Below are 15,330 nucleotides of genomic sequence, written 5' to 3' on the forward strand. Positions count from 1 at the left end.
CCTGTTTCCGTCGCGCGGCCCACAGACCAGGCCAGAGTTTGGCCGGTTTGCCATCCCCCAGCCGGTTTGAAACCCGGGCCAGCCTTAACCGCATGAAAATTCTGAAAAAAACCTTTGCCATCGCAAAGGCTTTCGACTACATTAGCGCGCCTCGACAGACTGAACAGTTTGCCGAGACACGGTGAAGTGTCCGAGTGGCTTAAGGAGCACGCCTGGAAAGTGTGTATACAGGAAACTGTATCGAGAGTTCGAATCTCTCCTTCACCGCCACATTCTACAAACACAAACCCCTGATTTTCCTAGAGAAAGTCGGGGGTTTGTGGTTTTTGGTGTCTGGAAAAGGGCGATATGGGAACAATCTGGGAACGGAGTCCTGACTTAGCGAAAACCGGCGCAACAGGCAAATTAGCTTCGTCACCCAATAGCCAATCCAAAAACGACAACTCAATCACCAGGATGTCTACCGCCGACACGGACTCAACGGCCAGGACCTCCCATGACCCACCCCCGCATCGGCTTCGCCTGCCAATACCGCCACCCTGATCGCGGCCTTTCTGCGGCTGCGCTAAAGACCATCGAAGCTCCCTTCAACCCCCGCACCACGACATTACGCTGGATGGACAGCGTCTCCGTGCAAATCGCCCGCGACAAGCTTCTGGAAATCGTCACGCACAATCTCGACGCGCAGTTGCGCCTCATCGCCTACGTCGCCGAGCTGCCACCGACCCTGCGCATGCTTCGACTGAGCAGCGACCTGTTGCCGTTCTACAGTCATCCGAAGGTGAGCGCTTTCTATCAAGACCCCGGCATCCAGCGCGAACTTGCCAAACGCTTCGCCGCCATTGGCGAGCTGGCGCGTTCAGCGGATATCCGGCTGTCCTTTCATCCCGGCCAGTACTGTGTGCTGGGCTCGGATAAACCGCCGGTGGTGGAAAACAGCCTCGCCGAGTTTGAATACCACGCCGACATGATCCGGATGATGGGCTTCGGTCGGCGTTTCCAGGATTTCAAATGCAACGTGCACATTGCCGGGCGGCTGGGGGGCGAGGGGATTCGTTCGGTCTGGCCGCGCTTGTCGGAGGTGTCGCGCAACTGCATCACGTTTGAAAACGAGGAAAAGGCCTACGGCGTGGATGATTGCCTGCAACTCGCCGACCTCGCCCCCGTCGTGCTGGACATTCATCACTGCTGGATCAATGAGAACGACTACATCGCGCCGGATTCCCCGCGAGTCCAACGCGTTATCGACAGTTGGCGCGGCGTTCGGCCCACGATGCATTACTCCCAGCCACCAGAGCGGCTACAGGAGTTGGGCTTCGATGCAGGCGACAAGCTTGAGATGGAGAACTTGTTGAAGGTCGTGTCCAAACGAGACCTGTACGGCCACAGCGCGCAGATGTGGAATCACTGGACGAACCAGTACGCCCTCGGTTTTTTGGACCGCTTCGACATCATGTTGGAAGCGAAGGATAAGAACGTGGCTGCGCTGGCGTTCTATGAAGACGTCCTGAATGGCTAAGACCAGGCTCGAATAGCATCAGGCAAGCGTCGAGCAGTATTAAGCAAAGGTTTCTGCGTGCATATCGTTAAGGTTCTTTTTAAAGAGCCTTAATCCATAGCATTGCTGCGAGAGACATCATGAAACTATCGATGAGTTCGATCTTACGTCTTCATGCCATTGCCTTGTGCCTGGCGCTTTCGACATCGATCGCTGGAGCGTCGCCAACTTCAACCCAGCAAACCAATGCGACGCTGGTGCGCGAGGCATTCACAAATTGGCAGCAAGGCAAAGGCACGGTGTTCGATCTGCTTGCGCCCGATGCCAGATGGACCGTGGCGGGGACGAGCCCCGTTTCCGGTATGTACGCCAGCAAGGCTGAGTTGGCCCAAGTCGTCCGGTCAATCACTGCGCGACTGGCAACGCCGATTGTCCCCACGGTGCAAAGCATCATTGCCGAGGATGACGTCGTGGTTGTTCTTTGGCATGGAAGGGCCACGGCGCTGGATCAGAAACCCTACAACAACACCTATCTGTGGCATATGACGTTCAAGAATGGGCAAGTCATCGAAGTGACCGCCTTCCTGGATACCTATGCTCTCGACGATCTCATGCACCGGGTCAAACTTGTCCCCTAGGGCTTTTCAGTGAAGTGGGAAGTCCGTTATTTATTATCAGTTCGATAGATAGGCCCGTTCATTGGGTCGCAGATCCGGATCCGGATCCAGATTGAATGCTCCTTGGGTCCAGATTTGTATAGGCTTTATCACAACGCGCCCTTAGCGCAGCGGGGAGGTCTTTTTTGAGGTTTGCATAAGTTTGATCCATGTCCAGACATACGTAAAACAGGTCATTTTGGCTCAAGATTTCAATAGCAATCTCTTTCACTTTTTCTGCGATAGCGCCTATCGTGGCCGCATCAGGTCGTCCGCCCTGCGCTGAATTCTCGGCGTTAGCGGTGGCTGCAACGATCGCGTTCTTGGCTCTTTCGATGGACGCGGTATATTCATCGATCTGTTTTTTTAATCCTTGACCTTCAGTCTCCGTTTTTTGAGCAGCTGTGAGTGCGTTGTACTTCGTTTCCGCCTCGACCTTGAGTTTTTGGTTCAGGGCGATAAGTTCCTGGTTTGCACCTATTGATGCCGAGCCCGACAACTTCACTGCTGGCGTTTGCAGAACGCCTGTGAGTTGTTCAATAGCCATGAGGGCGACGGTATTTCGTTGGTTGCGAGTCAACATCATTTGATAGGCAGGGCCGGAAATCCCTTTATTCGCATAACCTTGGCAGATGGCAAAAAGCTGATCGCGAAGGAGCTGAATCGAATGGGTTCTCAAGCCAATATTTGCACCTGCTTCTGAATAGGCGGCCGCCAGTTTTGCTACTTCCTGTTTCTCCACATTCATGGACGCAGCCAAGGTTTTCAAGGCATCGGGACTCGGTTCGGAGCACATGACCTGTATTTTTTTGGGATTACTGTCCACGGAGTCAATTTCTGAGTAAATAATGACTCTCTCTTCCGCTTCGAGCACTCTTGTGTGGGTCCATGTCGCGCAACCGGAAATTGTGCTGGCCATCAGTATGGTCAACGCCGTTATCGTGAATGAACTCATCAGACTCTTCCCTTTTGTCGTTAGTGCAACAGGTTGTTGGCTGGGCCGGGGGCGCAGCCAACTGGAGCTAATTGGTAGTCGTTACGATCGCCCGTGGTCGGTGTTTTTTCCGGGTGGGCTAAAGGGAAAACCAGAAAAGAGAACGGCGTCGCTCGATCCCGGTGTGAGCATTTGATATAGCAGCCGTGCTAGCGCAGTAATGCTCATCGTCGATCCCTCTTGGCGTGGAGGAATGTATAGTTCAGGTGGCGGCAATCTGCCAGTAGGTGGGGCACAAATTAAATACTGGTGGAGACATCGCTTGATTAGCGTTTGATCAAGTATTCAACGGCAACTGCGGACTGTCCGGATTCAACTGCTGCCGCCTGAACTGCCCCGGCGGTTGTCCGTGTATCTGGCGAAAACGCCTGGAGAAGTAAGCCTCGTCGGCAAAGCCACATAACCTCGCCACTTCGCCCACTGGCCGTGTTCCGTTGAGCAAGTAGTTGCGCGCCGCATGCATCCGGCGTTCGAGTACCAGTTCAGTGAAGGTCTTGCCGATTTCCTTGCGCAGCCAGTGGGTCAAGTACGTCGGCGACAGGTAGGTCGCCGCTGCCACTTTGATCAGGTTCAGGTCGGGGTCGGCGATGTTCTTGCGCAAATATTCGGACATCCTGCCCAATGCATCGCGTCGGCTGACTTCGGCGGCGTTCTCTTCGGCCAAGCGCTTGAGTGGTTCGGCATACAAGGCGCAGACGCTGCCGATCAGTTGCAGCAGCAAGCCCTTGAGCATCTCGCGTGTGCCGAACTGACGGTTCTCGTCCAATGCACGCATCTGTTCGATCAACGCACGTATCTTGGCAAATGCCTCGTCGCTCAGGACGAAGTCCAGGTGTTCCTGGAAGCGGAACGGCGACAGTTCAGGCGCCAGCAGAATCGAGACTTCTTCCAGGTCCATCGGGTCGCATTGCAAATGCGGAAGAAGGAAGGTCTGGGAAAAATTGATCACCACGAAATTGCTGTCCACCGGGTGCGGAATCACATGCACCCGGTGGGGCAGGATGAAGGCCAGGGTGTTGCGTGGGAACGGCCGCTGGACGTTGCCGATGTGTTGCACGGTGTCGCCGCCAAGGTTGATCTGGATCTGGAAATATTCGTGGCGGTGCGGGCTGGTTTCGGCGCGTCGTCCTTTTTTGTCGCGGATATAGAAGTCCGTCAATTCGCTGCGTTGTTGCATGACGTAAGTGGGGACTCGGTTCGGTAATGACATCGCCTTGGAATCCTCGACAAGCGCTTGATGACCGGATTGTGGCCAAGGGGACGTGGGATTTACAAGTGGTTATACGATGACATCAGGGAGGGGGCTTTTTTGTAGAGGGAGGCAATTGGAGAAGCTGTCCAAAATGACTGCGTTCATAATTGTTTGATTTTTTACTTAAAAAACAAAAGCTTATTATGAGAATAGAACACTGTCGGCAGTTACCGTATGCGCCGATTTTTTTGGACAGGTTTGTCCAACGTTGTTTTTGCAGGAAAAAATGATCTAACGCTCAGGTTGATTTCGATTGGTTGTACGACCACTGTTGGGGCAACGCAACCCGACCCATCCAAAAACAACCCAAGGTGCGCCCATCATGAACGTCCTCCCACTGCTCCCCGATTCTCCTGGCCAACGCTGTCGCCTGGCCGCTGCGAACGCCTGACAACGGCTGACCAAGCCCCCATCACGTTGTGATTGTCCTGCCCCGGAGATCGAGGGCAATGGCTTCGGCTGTCCGCAATATCTCGACCCTTCTAACAATAACGAGGTCCCCTCATGTCGAATTCACACACCTCCCAGACCACTGCGCCGCCAGGTATTGCCGACGCCCGGGATGCCGTGGCGTCCGAGCGTCTGCCGTCGCGGCGGCGCTGGTTCATGCTGTCGTTGCTGTTGATTGCAACGATCATCAACTACATAGACCGGGTGAATATTTCGATTGCCGCGCCATTCCTGGCCAAGGACCTAGGGCTCGACAAGATCGAAATGGGCCTGGTCTTCTCCGCGTTTGCCTGGACCTACGCGCTGGCCTTGGTACCCGCCGGCTTCATCGCCGATCGCTTCGGTTCCCGGTTCACCTACGGGGTGTCGCTGATCAGTTGGTCGACCGTCACCGTGTGCCAGGGGTTCGCCACGGGTTTTGCGTCGCTGTTCGGCTTGCGCCTGGCTGTCGGTGCGATGGAAGCACCGGCATTCCCAGCCAACAGCCGGGCGGTCACGGTGTGGTTTCCGGCGCGGGAAAGGGGCCTGGCCAGTAGCATCTACGTTTGTGGCCAGTACTTGGGGACGGCGCTGTTTACCGGTGCGCTGCTGTGGCTGGCGACGACCTACGATTGGCGGCACGTTTTCTACAGCACCGGTGCGCTTGGCATCGTCTTCGGCATCGCCTGGTTGTACCTGTACCGCGACCCGATGAACTGCAAGAAGGTCAGCAAAGAAGAACTCAAGTACATCGAAGCCGGGGGAGGGCTGGTCAAGAGCAGCCAGGAGCGCACCCGGTTCAACTGGCGGCAGATCGTCGAGCTGTTCAGCTACCGCCAGGTCTGGGCGATTTGCATCGGCAAGTTCGCCAGCACGTCGGCGTTGTATTTCTTCCTGACCTGGTTCCCGACGTACCTGATCGAGGAGCGCCACCTGACCATGATCAAGGCCGGGATCTTCGCGGTGCTGCCGTTCGTGGGCGCGACGGTGGGCATCTTGCTGGCCGGGATCATTTCCGACTTGTTGATCCGCCGCGGCTATTCGTTGTCGTTCGCCCGCAAGTTGCCGCTGGTGGTGGGATCGATGCTGGGCATGTCCATCGTCTTGGTGAATTTCACCGACTCGAACGTGATCTGCATTGCGGTATTGACCGTCGCCTTTTTCGCCCAAGGGATCGCGTCCTCCTCGTGGGCGGCGGTGTCGGAAGTCGCCCCCAAGGAGCTGATCGGGCTGACCGGTGGGATAACCAGCCTGGCCGCCAACATCGGCGGCATCGTCACGCCCATCGTGATTGGCGCGATCGTCCACAAGACCGGCTCGTTTGCCTTGGCCTTCTGGTTCATCGGTGGCGTGGCGCTGGTCGGCACCTTGTCTTATTCCTTGCTGCTCGGCCGTTTGTATCGCATCGAATTGAAGGCGCGCTGAGCACAGGAAAAAACTGTTTTTTTCCAATACGAGGCGGCATTCGTCCAACTTTGTCGGGAAATGCCGCCGTACGCTGATGCTTCCAACAGGACTTTCAACAGGATGAACATGCCCGAATACGTCTTTACTCCGGATTTGCCCGTCGCCCTGCCGGTGATCGGCACCTCTCAGCGTTTTCCCGTTGGCCGGGTGTTTTGTGTCGGTCGCAATTATCCGTGGCCAGACGCCCAGGGCGGCCAGAACCGCCTGCCTCCGGTGTTTTTCATGAAGCCGTCCAGCTGTGTCATCGACGCGGTCGGGGAGGTGCCTTTTCCGACGATGACAGAGGCGTTCGTCCATGAAATCGAATTGGTCGTCGCCATCGGCGAGGGCGGTGCGAATATCCCGGAGAGCCAGGCCCTGGCGTATGTCTGGGGGTACGCGGCCGGGCTTGACCTGACGCGACGCGACGTCCAGCTGGCGGCCAAGCGCGACGGCCTGCCCTGGGAAGGGGCCAAGGTGTTCGATGGCGCTGCGCCAATGACCGCCATCGTGCCGGTCTCCAGGGCAGGGCATCCGGATGGCGAACTTTGGTTGAGCGTGAACGGCCAGGAGCGCCAGCGTGACAGCCTCGACAACCAGATCTGGTCGGTCAGTGAAATGATCAGCAGGATTTCCCAATCGGTGGCGCTGCGGGCCGGCGACCTGATCATGACGGGCAGCCCGTCCGGTGTTGATGTGTTGCATCCAGGCGACGTGATCAACGCCGGCATCGATGGCGTCGGGCAGTTGGAAGTGCGCGTCGGCCCGCGCCTCTGAACCCGGCCTCGCCGTACCGATTTTTTAAAAGGAATACACGACATGTCGAACACTTTGAAAGTTGCCCTGGTGACCGGCGCCGGTAGCGGGATCGGCCGCGCCGTGGCCTTGGGGCTGTTGCAGGATGGGTACACCCTGGTCCTGGCGGGACGCCGCGCGGAACCGTTGCAGGCGTTGGTCGACCTGGCGGCAACCGAGGGGCGCGTAGCGCTGGCGGTACCGACTGACGTGCGGGATCCGGCCAGCGTAGATGCGCTGTTCGCCACCGTCGAAGAGGTCTACGGACGCCTGGACGTCATCTTCAATAACGCCGGGGTCAATGCCCCCGCCGTGCCGCTGGATGAACTGACGTTCGAGCAGTGGCGAAACGTGATCGATACCAACCTCAACGGTGTTTTCCTGTGTGCCCGTGGCGCCTTCGGCCTGATGCGCCGACAGCAACCACAGGGCGGACGCATCATCAACAACGGTTCGATTTCGGCGCACACCCCACGACCGTTCAGCAGCGCCTACACCGCGAGCAAACATGCGGTGCTGGGCCTGACCAAATCCCTGGCCTTGGACGGGCGCGAGTACAACATCGCCTGCAGCCAGATCGACATCGGCAACGCCCTCACCGAAATGTCCGAGCGCATGACCAGGGGCGTACGCCAGGCCAACGGGAGCATCGCGGTGGAACCCATGGTGGACGTCAAGCACGTGGCTGATGCCGTTCGTTATATGGCCGGCCTACCGCTGTCGGCTAACGTCCTGAACATGACCGTCATGGCCACGGCCATGCCGTTTGCCGGTCGCGGTTGAGCCCGCCTTCCAATTCGTCACGAGGTCACTATGAAGCCAGAAGTCTTGCAACTCAGCCCGATCCTGATTCCCGAAATTAATGCCCGGCTCAATGAGCTGTTCACTGTTCGACGCTATTTCGAACAGGCCGACAAACCCGCCTACTTGCGCGAGCACGGCGGCAACATTCGCGGCGTGATCACTGGTGGGCACACGGGCATCAGCCAAGCGCTCATGGCACAACTGCCCAGGCTGGAAATCGTTGCGGTCAACGGCGTGGGCACTGATGCGGTGGATCTGGCCTATGCCCGGGATCGCGGAATCCGCGTGACAGCCACCATTGGTGCGCTGACGGAAGACGTTGCCGACCTGGCCATTGGCTTGTTGATTGCCGTGTGTCGCGGGGTATGCACCGGTGACCGCTACGTGCGCTCCGGCCAGTGGCCCCAGAGCCCGACGCCACTGGCCCCGCTGCCGTTGGCGCGGCAGGTGTCCGGCATGCGCATCGGCATCGTCGGCATGGGGCGGGTCGGTCGCGCCGTGGCAACCCGAGCCGCCGCGTTCGGTTGCCCGATCAGCTATACCGACCTGCGGCCCATGGGCGACGTGAACCACACCTTCGTGGCTGACCTGGAGCAACTGGCCCGCGACAGCGACGCCCTGATCCTCGCGGCGGCCGCCGACAAGGCTGAAGCCATCATCGATGCCAAGGTGCTGCGTGCCTTGGGCAAGGGCGGTTACCTGATCAACGTTGCACGCGGGAAACTGGTCGACGAGGCCGACCTGGTGGCAGCGCTGGCCGCGGGAGACATCGCCGGTGCGGCGCTGGATGTGTTTGTCGAGGAACCGCACGTGCCTGAGGCATTGTTCGGCAATGAACAGGTCGTGCTGCAACCCCACCGCGCCAGTGCGACATTGCAGACCCGCACGCGGATGGGGGAGATGGTGGTGGCGAGCCTGGTGGACAGTTTTGCGGGAAGAGTGCCGCAGGGGTGTGTGACGGAGTAAAAGGTTTGCCCCTTCAGGGGCGCTGGTTGCCAGATTTTCAGGCGGGTTGGGTCGGCAGGGTTCATTTTGTCTCTGGATGTGTAGGCGATAACCCGCTGACCCCAATGCAGCCGGCGCGAATCGCCTAAGTGTCACAGCATGCGTCCCACTACTGCCAATCAATCAGAGTTGTTAAAAAACACAACTAGAGTACCATCGGCCCAAAGACAAGGACGCCCATGGATATACTCACGCCATCACGTTTTGACGACGCTGCGATTCGGTACCCCAACGACAAGGCCGGTCTTGATCGTTGCCTGCGCATTTTGAGGATGGCGCGCCCCAAGGCGTTCGCGGACCTGCAAAAGCTTTTCGGTACCCACGGCGTTGACTTGTTCAAGCCCAGGGCCGCAATGAATTGGGTGGTGATCGACGTAGGCGGCAATAATCTCAGGGTGATAGGCGGCGTCAACTATGCCCGGCAGAAGTTCTACGTCAAACACATCTACACGCATGCCGATTACGACGTTGCCAACAGTTGGTATGCAAGGAACAAAGGGACAAGACGATGAGCGCAGCCCGGAACGACTTTCAAACCATGATCGCGACGCTTGGTGAACTGCACGCCGTGCTGGATCGCCTGCGCGGTGAGTTTGTACACGGCATCAGGACCCCCGCCGACTATGAACGGGCGACGGACTTGCTCGATGAACTCACCGACGGGCGCGAGCTGAGCAAGGTCGAGGAGCGGATTCTCGTTGAGCTTGAGGACGAAATCCTGGCCTACCAGCGCGACTCCGCCCAGTTTCGTGAATCGAATGCTGCTTTTGAGGCGACCTGCACGCCTGTGCAACTGATCAAGGACCTGATGGAGACGCACGGACTCACCGGTTCCGACCTTCCTGAAATCGGTGACAAAACAGCGGTGTCCAAAGTGCTCAATGGCGATCGGCCGATCAGTCACAAGATGGCTTATGCGCTGTCAGAGCGGTTTGGGATGGAGCCGGGTGCGTTCCTGTCGGCGACCTCGGCAAAGCTGGCGGCTCATATTGAAACTGTCTCTCTATCTGTCAATAAAACGTCAGGTCATTACGTCTTGCATGAGAACGCTTTGCCCGCCTATTCAGTGGAAGAGGCCGGTGCCGGTGAATACAAAGTGATGACCCCGAAGGGCCGCACGAAGGCAGCCAAAAAGCCGAAAAAGGGGTAGGGCAATCGTCTGCTGATCAAGAGGCAGGGAAGTTTGTCGAGCCCGTGTCGTCAGGATGACCCGCACCGGCCAGCTCAGCGTCGCTACTACCGCGAGGACCAGCCCAGAGATGAGGTTCAATGAGCGTGGGGCATCACGCGTGCGCCCCGATACATCGGCCATTGCGGCGCGTCCCCGAACCCTCTATAAAATCCCGCGCTGGCATCGCGTTCCTCTCGACCGTCGTCGGCCCTGGATATCTGACCTGCATGGAGCATCATCGTGAGCCAAGCGCCGCGCCCCCTCAACCTCCGAATCAACAATTACCCGCGCAATACGCTCTGCGTCCTGCGACATACTTGGAGCCTCACCTTACTGACCCTGCTCGCCGGCTGCGGAGCGCTGTCGGATGTCCGCTCTTTCTCCACCCCTTACTCAACACCCGGCGGTGGCGAGACAGCACGCTTGCGAGTGATCAGCGACGGCATGGTCAGGGCGGTACCCAAATCCGATTGCGTGGACTTCCGGCTGCCGGGCGCCGGGGTCATGGTGGCGTTCCGGGATGGCTACGCCAATCGCAATGGTGAAAGCCTGGGCATGCCAGCCGTTGACAAGCACCCAGCCTCGACGGTGATGACCGAGCTACTGGTGCCGGCCGGGCGCCCCGTCGCTTTTCATTACATCGGTGCGCAATGCTACAACATGTTCAGTTTTGTTCCTGAGGCAGGGAAGGATTACCAACTGGACGCCGCAGGCCGTTACACCTGCGGGGTTACCCTCAGGAAAATCTCGGCGGGGATGAAGGAGCTTCCTCCTTCATCATTGAAGAACAGCAAACTGTGCAGGGTGACGGACAATCTTTAGGGTGCCCCCCCAGGATAGCCATCGGTATTGAAAAGGAATCTTCATCGTGGAATCTACCCCCACGTTCCAAACCCGCCGCCTCATTCTCACGCCCCTTGAACTGACGGACGCACCGGCAATTCAAAGGCTATTCCCACATTGGGAAGTGGTCCGCTACCTCGACAGTCGCGTGCCCTGGCCTTACCCGGATGACGGCGCGCTGACCTACGTGCGTGACCATGCGCTGCCTGCTGTCGCCGCCGGAAGCGAGTGGCACTGGATGATCCGTATTACCGAAGATCCCGCGCAATGCATCGGCAGCATCAGCCTGTACGACCAGCCAGGTAACAACCGAGGCTTCTGGCTGGCGCCGCAATGGCAGGGAAAAGGCTACATGCGCGAGGCTTGCGAGGCGATCAATGCCTATTGGTTCGAAGCGCTGGAGCGTCCGGTCATGCGAGTGCCGAAGGCGGTGGGCAACCTGGCTTCGCGCAGGATTTCGGAGCGCGAGGGGATGCGCATGATCGGGACGCAGCAGGGGGATTTTGTTTGTGGGTCGTTGCTCAAGGAGGTTTGGGAGCTGCCACGTGAAGAGTGGTCCAGGAACGAAGCTGCGCAAAAGATACGCCCGTTTTTACCCGAATGAGCCCAGGTGGGAGCGGCTATCCGCCGCCGATCTGCCGTGGGAGCGAGCCTGCTCGCGAAGGCGGCAGCAAGTACATGCGTAGTCTTAATAGATACACACTCCGTGGCGAGGGAGCTTGCTCCCGCTCGGCGGCGTCGCCGTCGGCAGACCGTTGAAGCTGTTTTTCTGAAAAAACGTTTTGGGACGGCTTCGCCACCCAGCGGGAGCAAGCTCCCTTGCCACGGATTATGGAGATTTGCATCCTTTCTCCAGAATCCTGAGCCACGGCCAGCGAGCCTGATAACTCTTCGCCTTTTCATCGAACAAATCTGGCTGTGGATTCTTTGGATTGATACGAAGAACGCCTTGCTCCACGTCATCCAAGCCGTAAGGCGCATAAACTTCGCCTGTTCCTACATCCAGTCCAATACACGTACCCGCAACCAGATAGCGATCAACGCCGTCCTTGGCCGACTGAAGTTGAGGGTAGGGCTTGCCAAACCGCTGGCCGTACCAAAGGTGAACGCGAGCCTGGTTCTTGACCTCGATGTTGACGTCGAGATCCTGGAAAAGACGTTGGGCGGTGTTGATCACTTCATTCTCGGCTTCCCAGGACAGGTCAGCGTCGAAGTAGAAAACATCGTAATCCTTCACGCCCCAGGCCGTTGGCCGCTGCGACTGATGATTCCAAACGGCCTGGAACAGGCAGCCTGCGGTGAGCATGCATTGGTTCAAACCGAGCGAAGGCAGGCGCGCGGTGATGCAGGCGTTGATTGGATTGGTCATGGCTATGCTGACCAAGCGTTCGACGGTCAATGTCATATCTATCCTTGGAATCGATCTGGTCCTGGCACCCCGAGAGACGGTTGAGCAAAATCAGCTGAGCTAAAATCCCAGCACATGACCTCAAGGACGCCCGATGAAATTGCAAAGTAGGCCAGTGACGGCTGATGACATCAAGACTATCTGTAGCTTTGCGCTGGATGCCCGGGAACTGTTTTATATGTTCCCGAAAGCCCAATACCCTCTGACTGAAGTTCAGTTGGCTGACGCTATCGCTCAACGACTCGATTCGACGGTCGTCGAGGTCGGCAACCGTATTGTCGGTTTTGCTAATTTCTATCGGGCTGAAACAGGTGGAGCCTGCTGTATCGGCAACGTCATCGTTGCCCAAGATGCCCGAGGTCAAGGCGTTGCAACTTTCCTCGTGAACACGATGACAGCCTTGGCGTTCGACCACTATGACGCCACTGAGGTGCGCATATCCTGCTTCAACGAAAATACGGCAGGCCTGCTACTTTATCCAAAGCTGGGTTTCTTGCCCTTTGCTGTTGAAGAGCGAGTTTCTCCAGATCATCGTAGGACCGCACTCATCCACATGCGTCGTGGTAGAGGGGGCCAAGTATGATTTCTTTCTCTGCCGCGTCCTGCATTTTGCTTTGAGCAGCCAACTCTGGAAAAAGACTGAAAACTCAAGCTCGCCCAACGCGACTGATTTACAATACCGCTCCTTCGGCAGAGGCTTGCGTTCGTGGATGCGTTTTCCCTTGTGTATCACCACCTGAGCGCATGGGTAATCGCACCCATCACCCAGCAGTTCCTCAGCATTTTCAACCTGAACGGCCGGTTCGGAATTCTGTTTCTCTGCGCCTCGTACGGCGTCGCCTATAGCCTGTTTCGTTATAGGAAGCGCCGTCGCCTGACCGAGGCTTGTTCGTTCTGGCAATTCATAGGTGGTAGCCGAGTGAATCTGCATCGCTCGGCGCTGCTGGACTATCGGTACTACTTCGTCCAGGCGATTCTCAAGGTTGCCTTGGTGCTGCCCATTGTCCACTTGGTCGATCCGTATATCCTGCGCTCTGGAGATTATTCGGCTTTTTTCAATAATCTGTGGGGCGCGCGTCCGCGCCTGGGGGAAAACCTTTCGCTTGCATTACTCTATGGGCTGGGGGTGTTCCTGGTGAAGGATTTCGTCCATTACTGGGTGCACCGGGCGTTTCACTCTCGCTGGCTCTGGGCGTTTCACAAGGTGCATCATTCGGCACCCGTGCTGGTACCGGCCACGGCGAGCCGGGTGCATTTTGTCGAGAAGATCGTCGAGAAGCTTGGCATCACTGCCTGCCTGGGCCTCTTCGCGGGTGCTTTCTGGCACGCCTGTGGTGGTGAGGTCAGCCGTTACACGTTGTTCGGCGTGACGTACCTGGTGTTTATCTTCAATAGCCTGGCGGCGAATCTGCGTCACACCCATGTCTGGCTGTCCTTCGGCCCGGCGCTGGAACATGTGCTGAACAGCCCGGCGCAACACCAGATCCACCACAGCGATGCACCGCGTCATTTCAACCGCAATTTCGGCGTCAACCTGTCGCTGTGGGATTGGATGTTCGGCACGCTCTATGTCACCAGCACTCGGCCCGAGCCCTTGCGTTTCGGTATTGGAGGACAAGATCATCACCGGTACCTGACGGTTTATGGCCTGATTGTCACGCCTTTCGTCGAAACTGCTCGCAAGTGCCTGCACGCGCTGAAGGCGACTGATAGCGGGTCCTCAACACCGTTGCGAGATATTAATGACTGACTACCGTGGACTCATCCTCGACGACACCCGTGAAGGCGCCACCGAACATGCCATTGCGCAACTGGAGGCCAGCCTGGGTGCCCGCTTGCCGGGCGACTATCGCGAATTTCTCAAGACCTGCAACGGCGCTTACCTGGAATACGATGTGCTGGCCAGCTTGGCCAATGGCGATGAGGAATTGCTCAGTTTTTCGCTGTACGGGCTGGATCCGGACAAAGGGTATGAATCCAATCCCTTTGAACTGGAGCAACTGCGCACCCAGCCCGGCTTCCCCGCGACGGGATTGTTGCCGATCGGTCGCGACGGCGGCGCGAGTGTCTTGTTGCTGGATCTGCGGGAGGGGCGCCAGGACGTGGCGGCGATGGTGGCGGGCTTGCCTGCCTGGACTGGGCGCCGTCAGCAGGGTGATGAATACGTGGTGCTGGCCGATTCTTTCAATGGTTACCTGGACTCGCTGTTTCTCTCGCAAGAGCGGATCGAGGAGCACATCAATCATTTCATGATCAGTCCTGAGAGCATCGAGGCGACATTGGAGTGGCTGGACAAGGGGAGTCCAGGGTGGCGGGAGCGATATCGGGCGTTGTGGAATGCGAGGGTCGTGGATCGGCTGATTTGAAGCTTGGTTCGAATCGATCCCGGGTGTCCATGCGAATATTGCGCAGCCCCACGGTTTCCAGATGTGACGCGTATAACGCCTCTGAGAAATAGCTGATCAGAATGGAGCGTCGGCGTTTGCCGGTCAGGTTCAGGCTGCCCGCATGCACCAGATCGACATCGAATACCAGGATGTCACCGGCACGGCCGCAAAGCTGTACGGAGCGTGACTCGTCGTGGAAGTCGAAAGGTAGTGCGTCCGACACGGGGCGATGGCTGCCAGGAACGAGTCGTGTCGCGCCGTTCTCGGGGCCGTAATCGTCAAAAAAAGCCAGGGCGACGGCGATGTCGCCTGGCCGCTGGGCCGACAAGTCGCGGTGCAACTGCTGGTGGCCGCCATTGGCAACGGGCTCGCGTCCTTCCACTTGCGAAAGGAAGAACCGCTCGCCGATCAACTCGCCCGCGACCGCCAAAAGCTGGGGCAGCCGACACACGGCCTGGATCTTCGGGTCATCGTCCAGCATCGAATAGCGCCAATCCCTGTCACGCGGCACGGGCCATTGCTCCGACGGCCTCACACCTGCATCGAACACGGCGCGAAGGTGGTCCAGCCATTCGGTCGGGATGGCTTGGTGGAGCAGGGCGTAGCCCTCTCGGTGGAGCTCTTTTTTATCACTCATCAATA

The 15,330-nt window shown here is 57.9% G+C and carries 17 protein-coding genes and 1 tRNA gene; 14 read left to right on the top strand and 4 right to left on the bottom strand.

Features of this window, described 5'->3' with window-relative positions:
• Positions 1–180 precede the first annotated feature (180 nt).
• From KSS97_RS09305 to KSS97_RS09315, 3 genes are all read left to right on the top strand, one after another.
• Positions 181–270, top strand: a tRNA-Ser gene (locus KSS97_RS09305).
• Positions 271–496: 226 nt separating this feature from the next.
• Positions 497–1,519 (top strand): UV damage endonuclease UvsE, encoded by a 1,023-nt coding sequence (locus KSS97_RS09310; protein ID WP_030137765.1) that lies wholly within the window; start codon positions 497–499, stop codon positions 1,517–1,519.
• 119 nt (positions 1,520–1,638) lie between these two features.
• Positions 1,639–2,136: a nuclear transport factor 2 family protein gene (locus tag KSS97_RS09315; RefSeq protein WP_225936095.1), complete on the top strand. Its 498-nt coding sequence runs from the start codon at positions 1,639–1,641 to the stop codon at positions 2,134–2,136.
• A gap of 58 nt (positions 2,137–2,194) precedes the next feature.
• Here the strand turns inward: KSS97_RS09315 and KSS97_RS09320 are convergent, their stop codons facing one another.
• On the bottom strand, positions 2,195–3,109 hold the full coding sequence (locus KSS97_RS09320) for a hypothetical protein (RefSeq protein ID WP_030137767.1): 915 nt from the start codon (positions 3,107–3,109) through the stop codon (positions 2,195–2,197).
• A 316-nt stretch (positions 3,110–3,425) separates the two neighbouring features.
• Entirely contained in the window at positions 3,426–4,358 is a 933-nt protein-coding gene (locus KSS97_RS09325; RefSeq protein WP_030137768.1) for a helix-turn-helix transcriptional regulator, read from the bottom strand.
• Between the two features lie 546 nt (positions 4,359–4,904).
• Between KSS97_RS09325 and KSS97_RS09330 the strand changes: the two genes are divergently transcribed.
• The 8 genes from KSS97_RS09330 to KSS97_RS09365 all read left to right on the top strand — a co-directional run bounded on the left by KSS97_RS09330 (position 4,905) and on the right by KSS97_RS09365 (position 11,497).
• Positions 4,905–6,254, top strand: coding sequence for an MFS transporter (locus KSS97_RS09330; RefSeq protein ID WP_198797956.1), 1,350 nt, complete (start codon positions 4,905–4,907; stop codon positions 6,252–6,254).
• Between the two features lie 102 nt (positions 6,255–6,356).
• Positions 6,357–7,052 (top strand): fumarylacetoacetate hydrolase family protein, encoded by a 696-nt coding sequence (locus KSS97_RS09335; RefSeq protein ID WP_217861497.1) that lies wholly within the window; start codon positions 6,357–6,359, stop codon positions 7,050–7,052.
• Between the two features lie 42 nt (positions 7,053–7,094).
• Positions 7,095–7,853, top strand: coding sequence for an SDR family oxidoreductase (locus KSS97_RS09340; protein ID WP_030137771.1), 759 nt, complete (start codon positions 7,095–7,097; stop codon positions 7,851–7,853).
• A 30-nt stretch (positions 7,854–7,883) separates the two neighbouring features.
• Complete coding sequence (locus KSS97_RS09345; protein ID WP_030137772.1) at positions 7,884–8,840, top strand: 2-hydroxyacid dehydrogenase; 957 nt, start codon at positions 7,884–7,886, stop codon at positions 8,838–8,840.
• Between the two features lie 218 nt (positions 8,841–9,058).
• Positions 9,059–9,391 (top strand): type II toxin-antitoxin system HigB family toxin, encoded by a 333-nt coding sequence (locus KSS97_RS09350; RefSeq protein ID WP_030137773.1) that lies wholly within the window; start codon positions 9,059–9,061, stop codon positions 9,389–9,391.
• Positions 9,388–10,029, top strand: coding sequence for a helix-turn-helix domain-containing protein (locus KSS97_RS09355; RefSeq protein ID WP_217861498.1), 642 nt, complete (start codon positions 9,388–9,390; stop codon positions 10,027–10,029). The genes KSS97_RS09350 and KSS97_RS09355 overlap by 4 nt, the downstream gene beginning before the upstream one ends.
• 261 nt (positions 10,030–10,290) lie before the next feature.
• Positions 10,291–10,872, top strand: coding sequence for a hypothetical protein (locus KSS97_RS09360; RefSeq protein WP_217861499.1), 582 nt, complete (start codon positions 10,291–10,293; stop codon positions 10,870–10,872).
• Between the two features lie 46 nt (positions 10,873–10,918).
• Positions 10,919–11,497, top strand: a complete 579-nt coding sequence (locus KSS97_RS09365) for a GNAT family N-acetyltransferase (protein ID WP_217861500.1) — start codon at positions 10,919–10,921, stop codon at positions 11,495–11,497.
• A 225-nt stretch (positions 11,498–11,722) separates the two neighbouring features.
• On the opposite strand, the gene KSS97_RS09370 is transcribed toward KSS97_RS09365, so the two are convergent.
• On the bottom strand, positions 11,723–12,298 hold the full coding sequence (locus tag KSS97_RS09370) for a nucleotidyltransferase family protein (protein WP_033864397.1): 576 nt from the start codon (positions 12,296–12,298) through the stop codon (positions 11,723–11,725).
• Positions 12,299–12,395: 97 nt separating this feature from the next.
• On the opposite strand from KSS97_RS09370, the gene KSS97_RS09375 reads away from it, so the two are divergent.
• The 3 genes from KSS97_RS09375 (at position 12,396) to KSS97_RS09385 (ending at position 14,667) form a co-directional block, all read left to right on the top strand.
• The gene (locus tag KSS97_RS09375) at positions 12,396–12,884 is read left to right on the top strand and encodes a GNAT family N-acetyltransferase (protein WP_217861501.1); all 489 of its coding nucleotides are present in this window, start codon (positions 12,396–12,398) and stop codon (positions 12,882–12,884) included.
• Positions 12,885–13,007: 123 nt separating this feature from the next.
• Complete coding sequence (locus KSS97_RS09380) at positions 13,008–14,051, top strand: sterol desaturase family protein (RefSeq protein WP_217861502.1); 1,044 nt, start codon at positions 13,008–13,010, stop codon at positions 14,049–14,051.
• Complete coding sequence (locus KSS97_RS09385; protein WP_217861503.1) at positions 14,044–14,667, top strand: SMI1/KNR4 family protein; 624 nt, start codon at positions 14,044–14,046, stop codon at positions 14,665–14,667. Before KSS97_RS09380 ends, KSS97_RS09385 begins: the two co-directional genes overlap by 8 nt.
• On the opposite strand, the gene KSS97_RS09390 is transcribed toward KSS97_RS09385, so the two are convergent.
• The gene (locus tag KSS97_RS09390) at positions 14,555–15,325 is read right to left on the bottom strand and encodes a phytanoyl-CoA dioxygenase family protein (protein ID WP_217861504.1); all 771 of its coding nucleotides are present in this window, start codon (positions 15,323–15,325) and stop codon (positions 14,555–14,557) included. The genes KSS97_RS09385 and KSS97_RS09390 overlap by 113 nt on opposite strands.
• Positions 15,326–15,330: the final 5 nt, after the last annotated feature.

It is taken from the genome of Pseudomonas alvandae (assembly GCF_019141525.1).
Classification (GTDB): domain Bacteria; phylum Pseudomonadota; class Gammaproteobacteria; order Pseudomonadales; family Pseudomonadaceae; genus Aquipseudomonas; species Aquipseudomonas alvandae.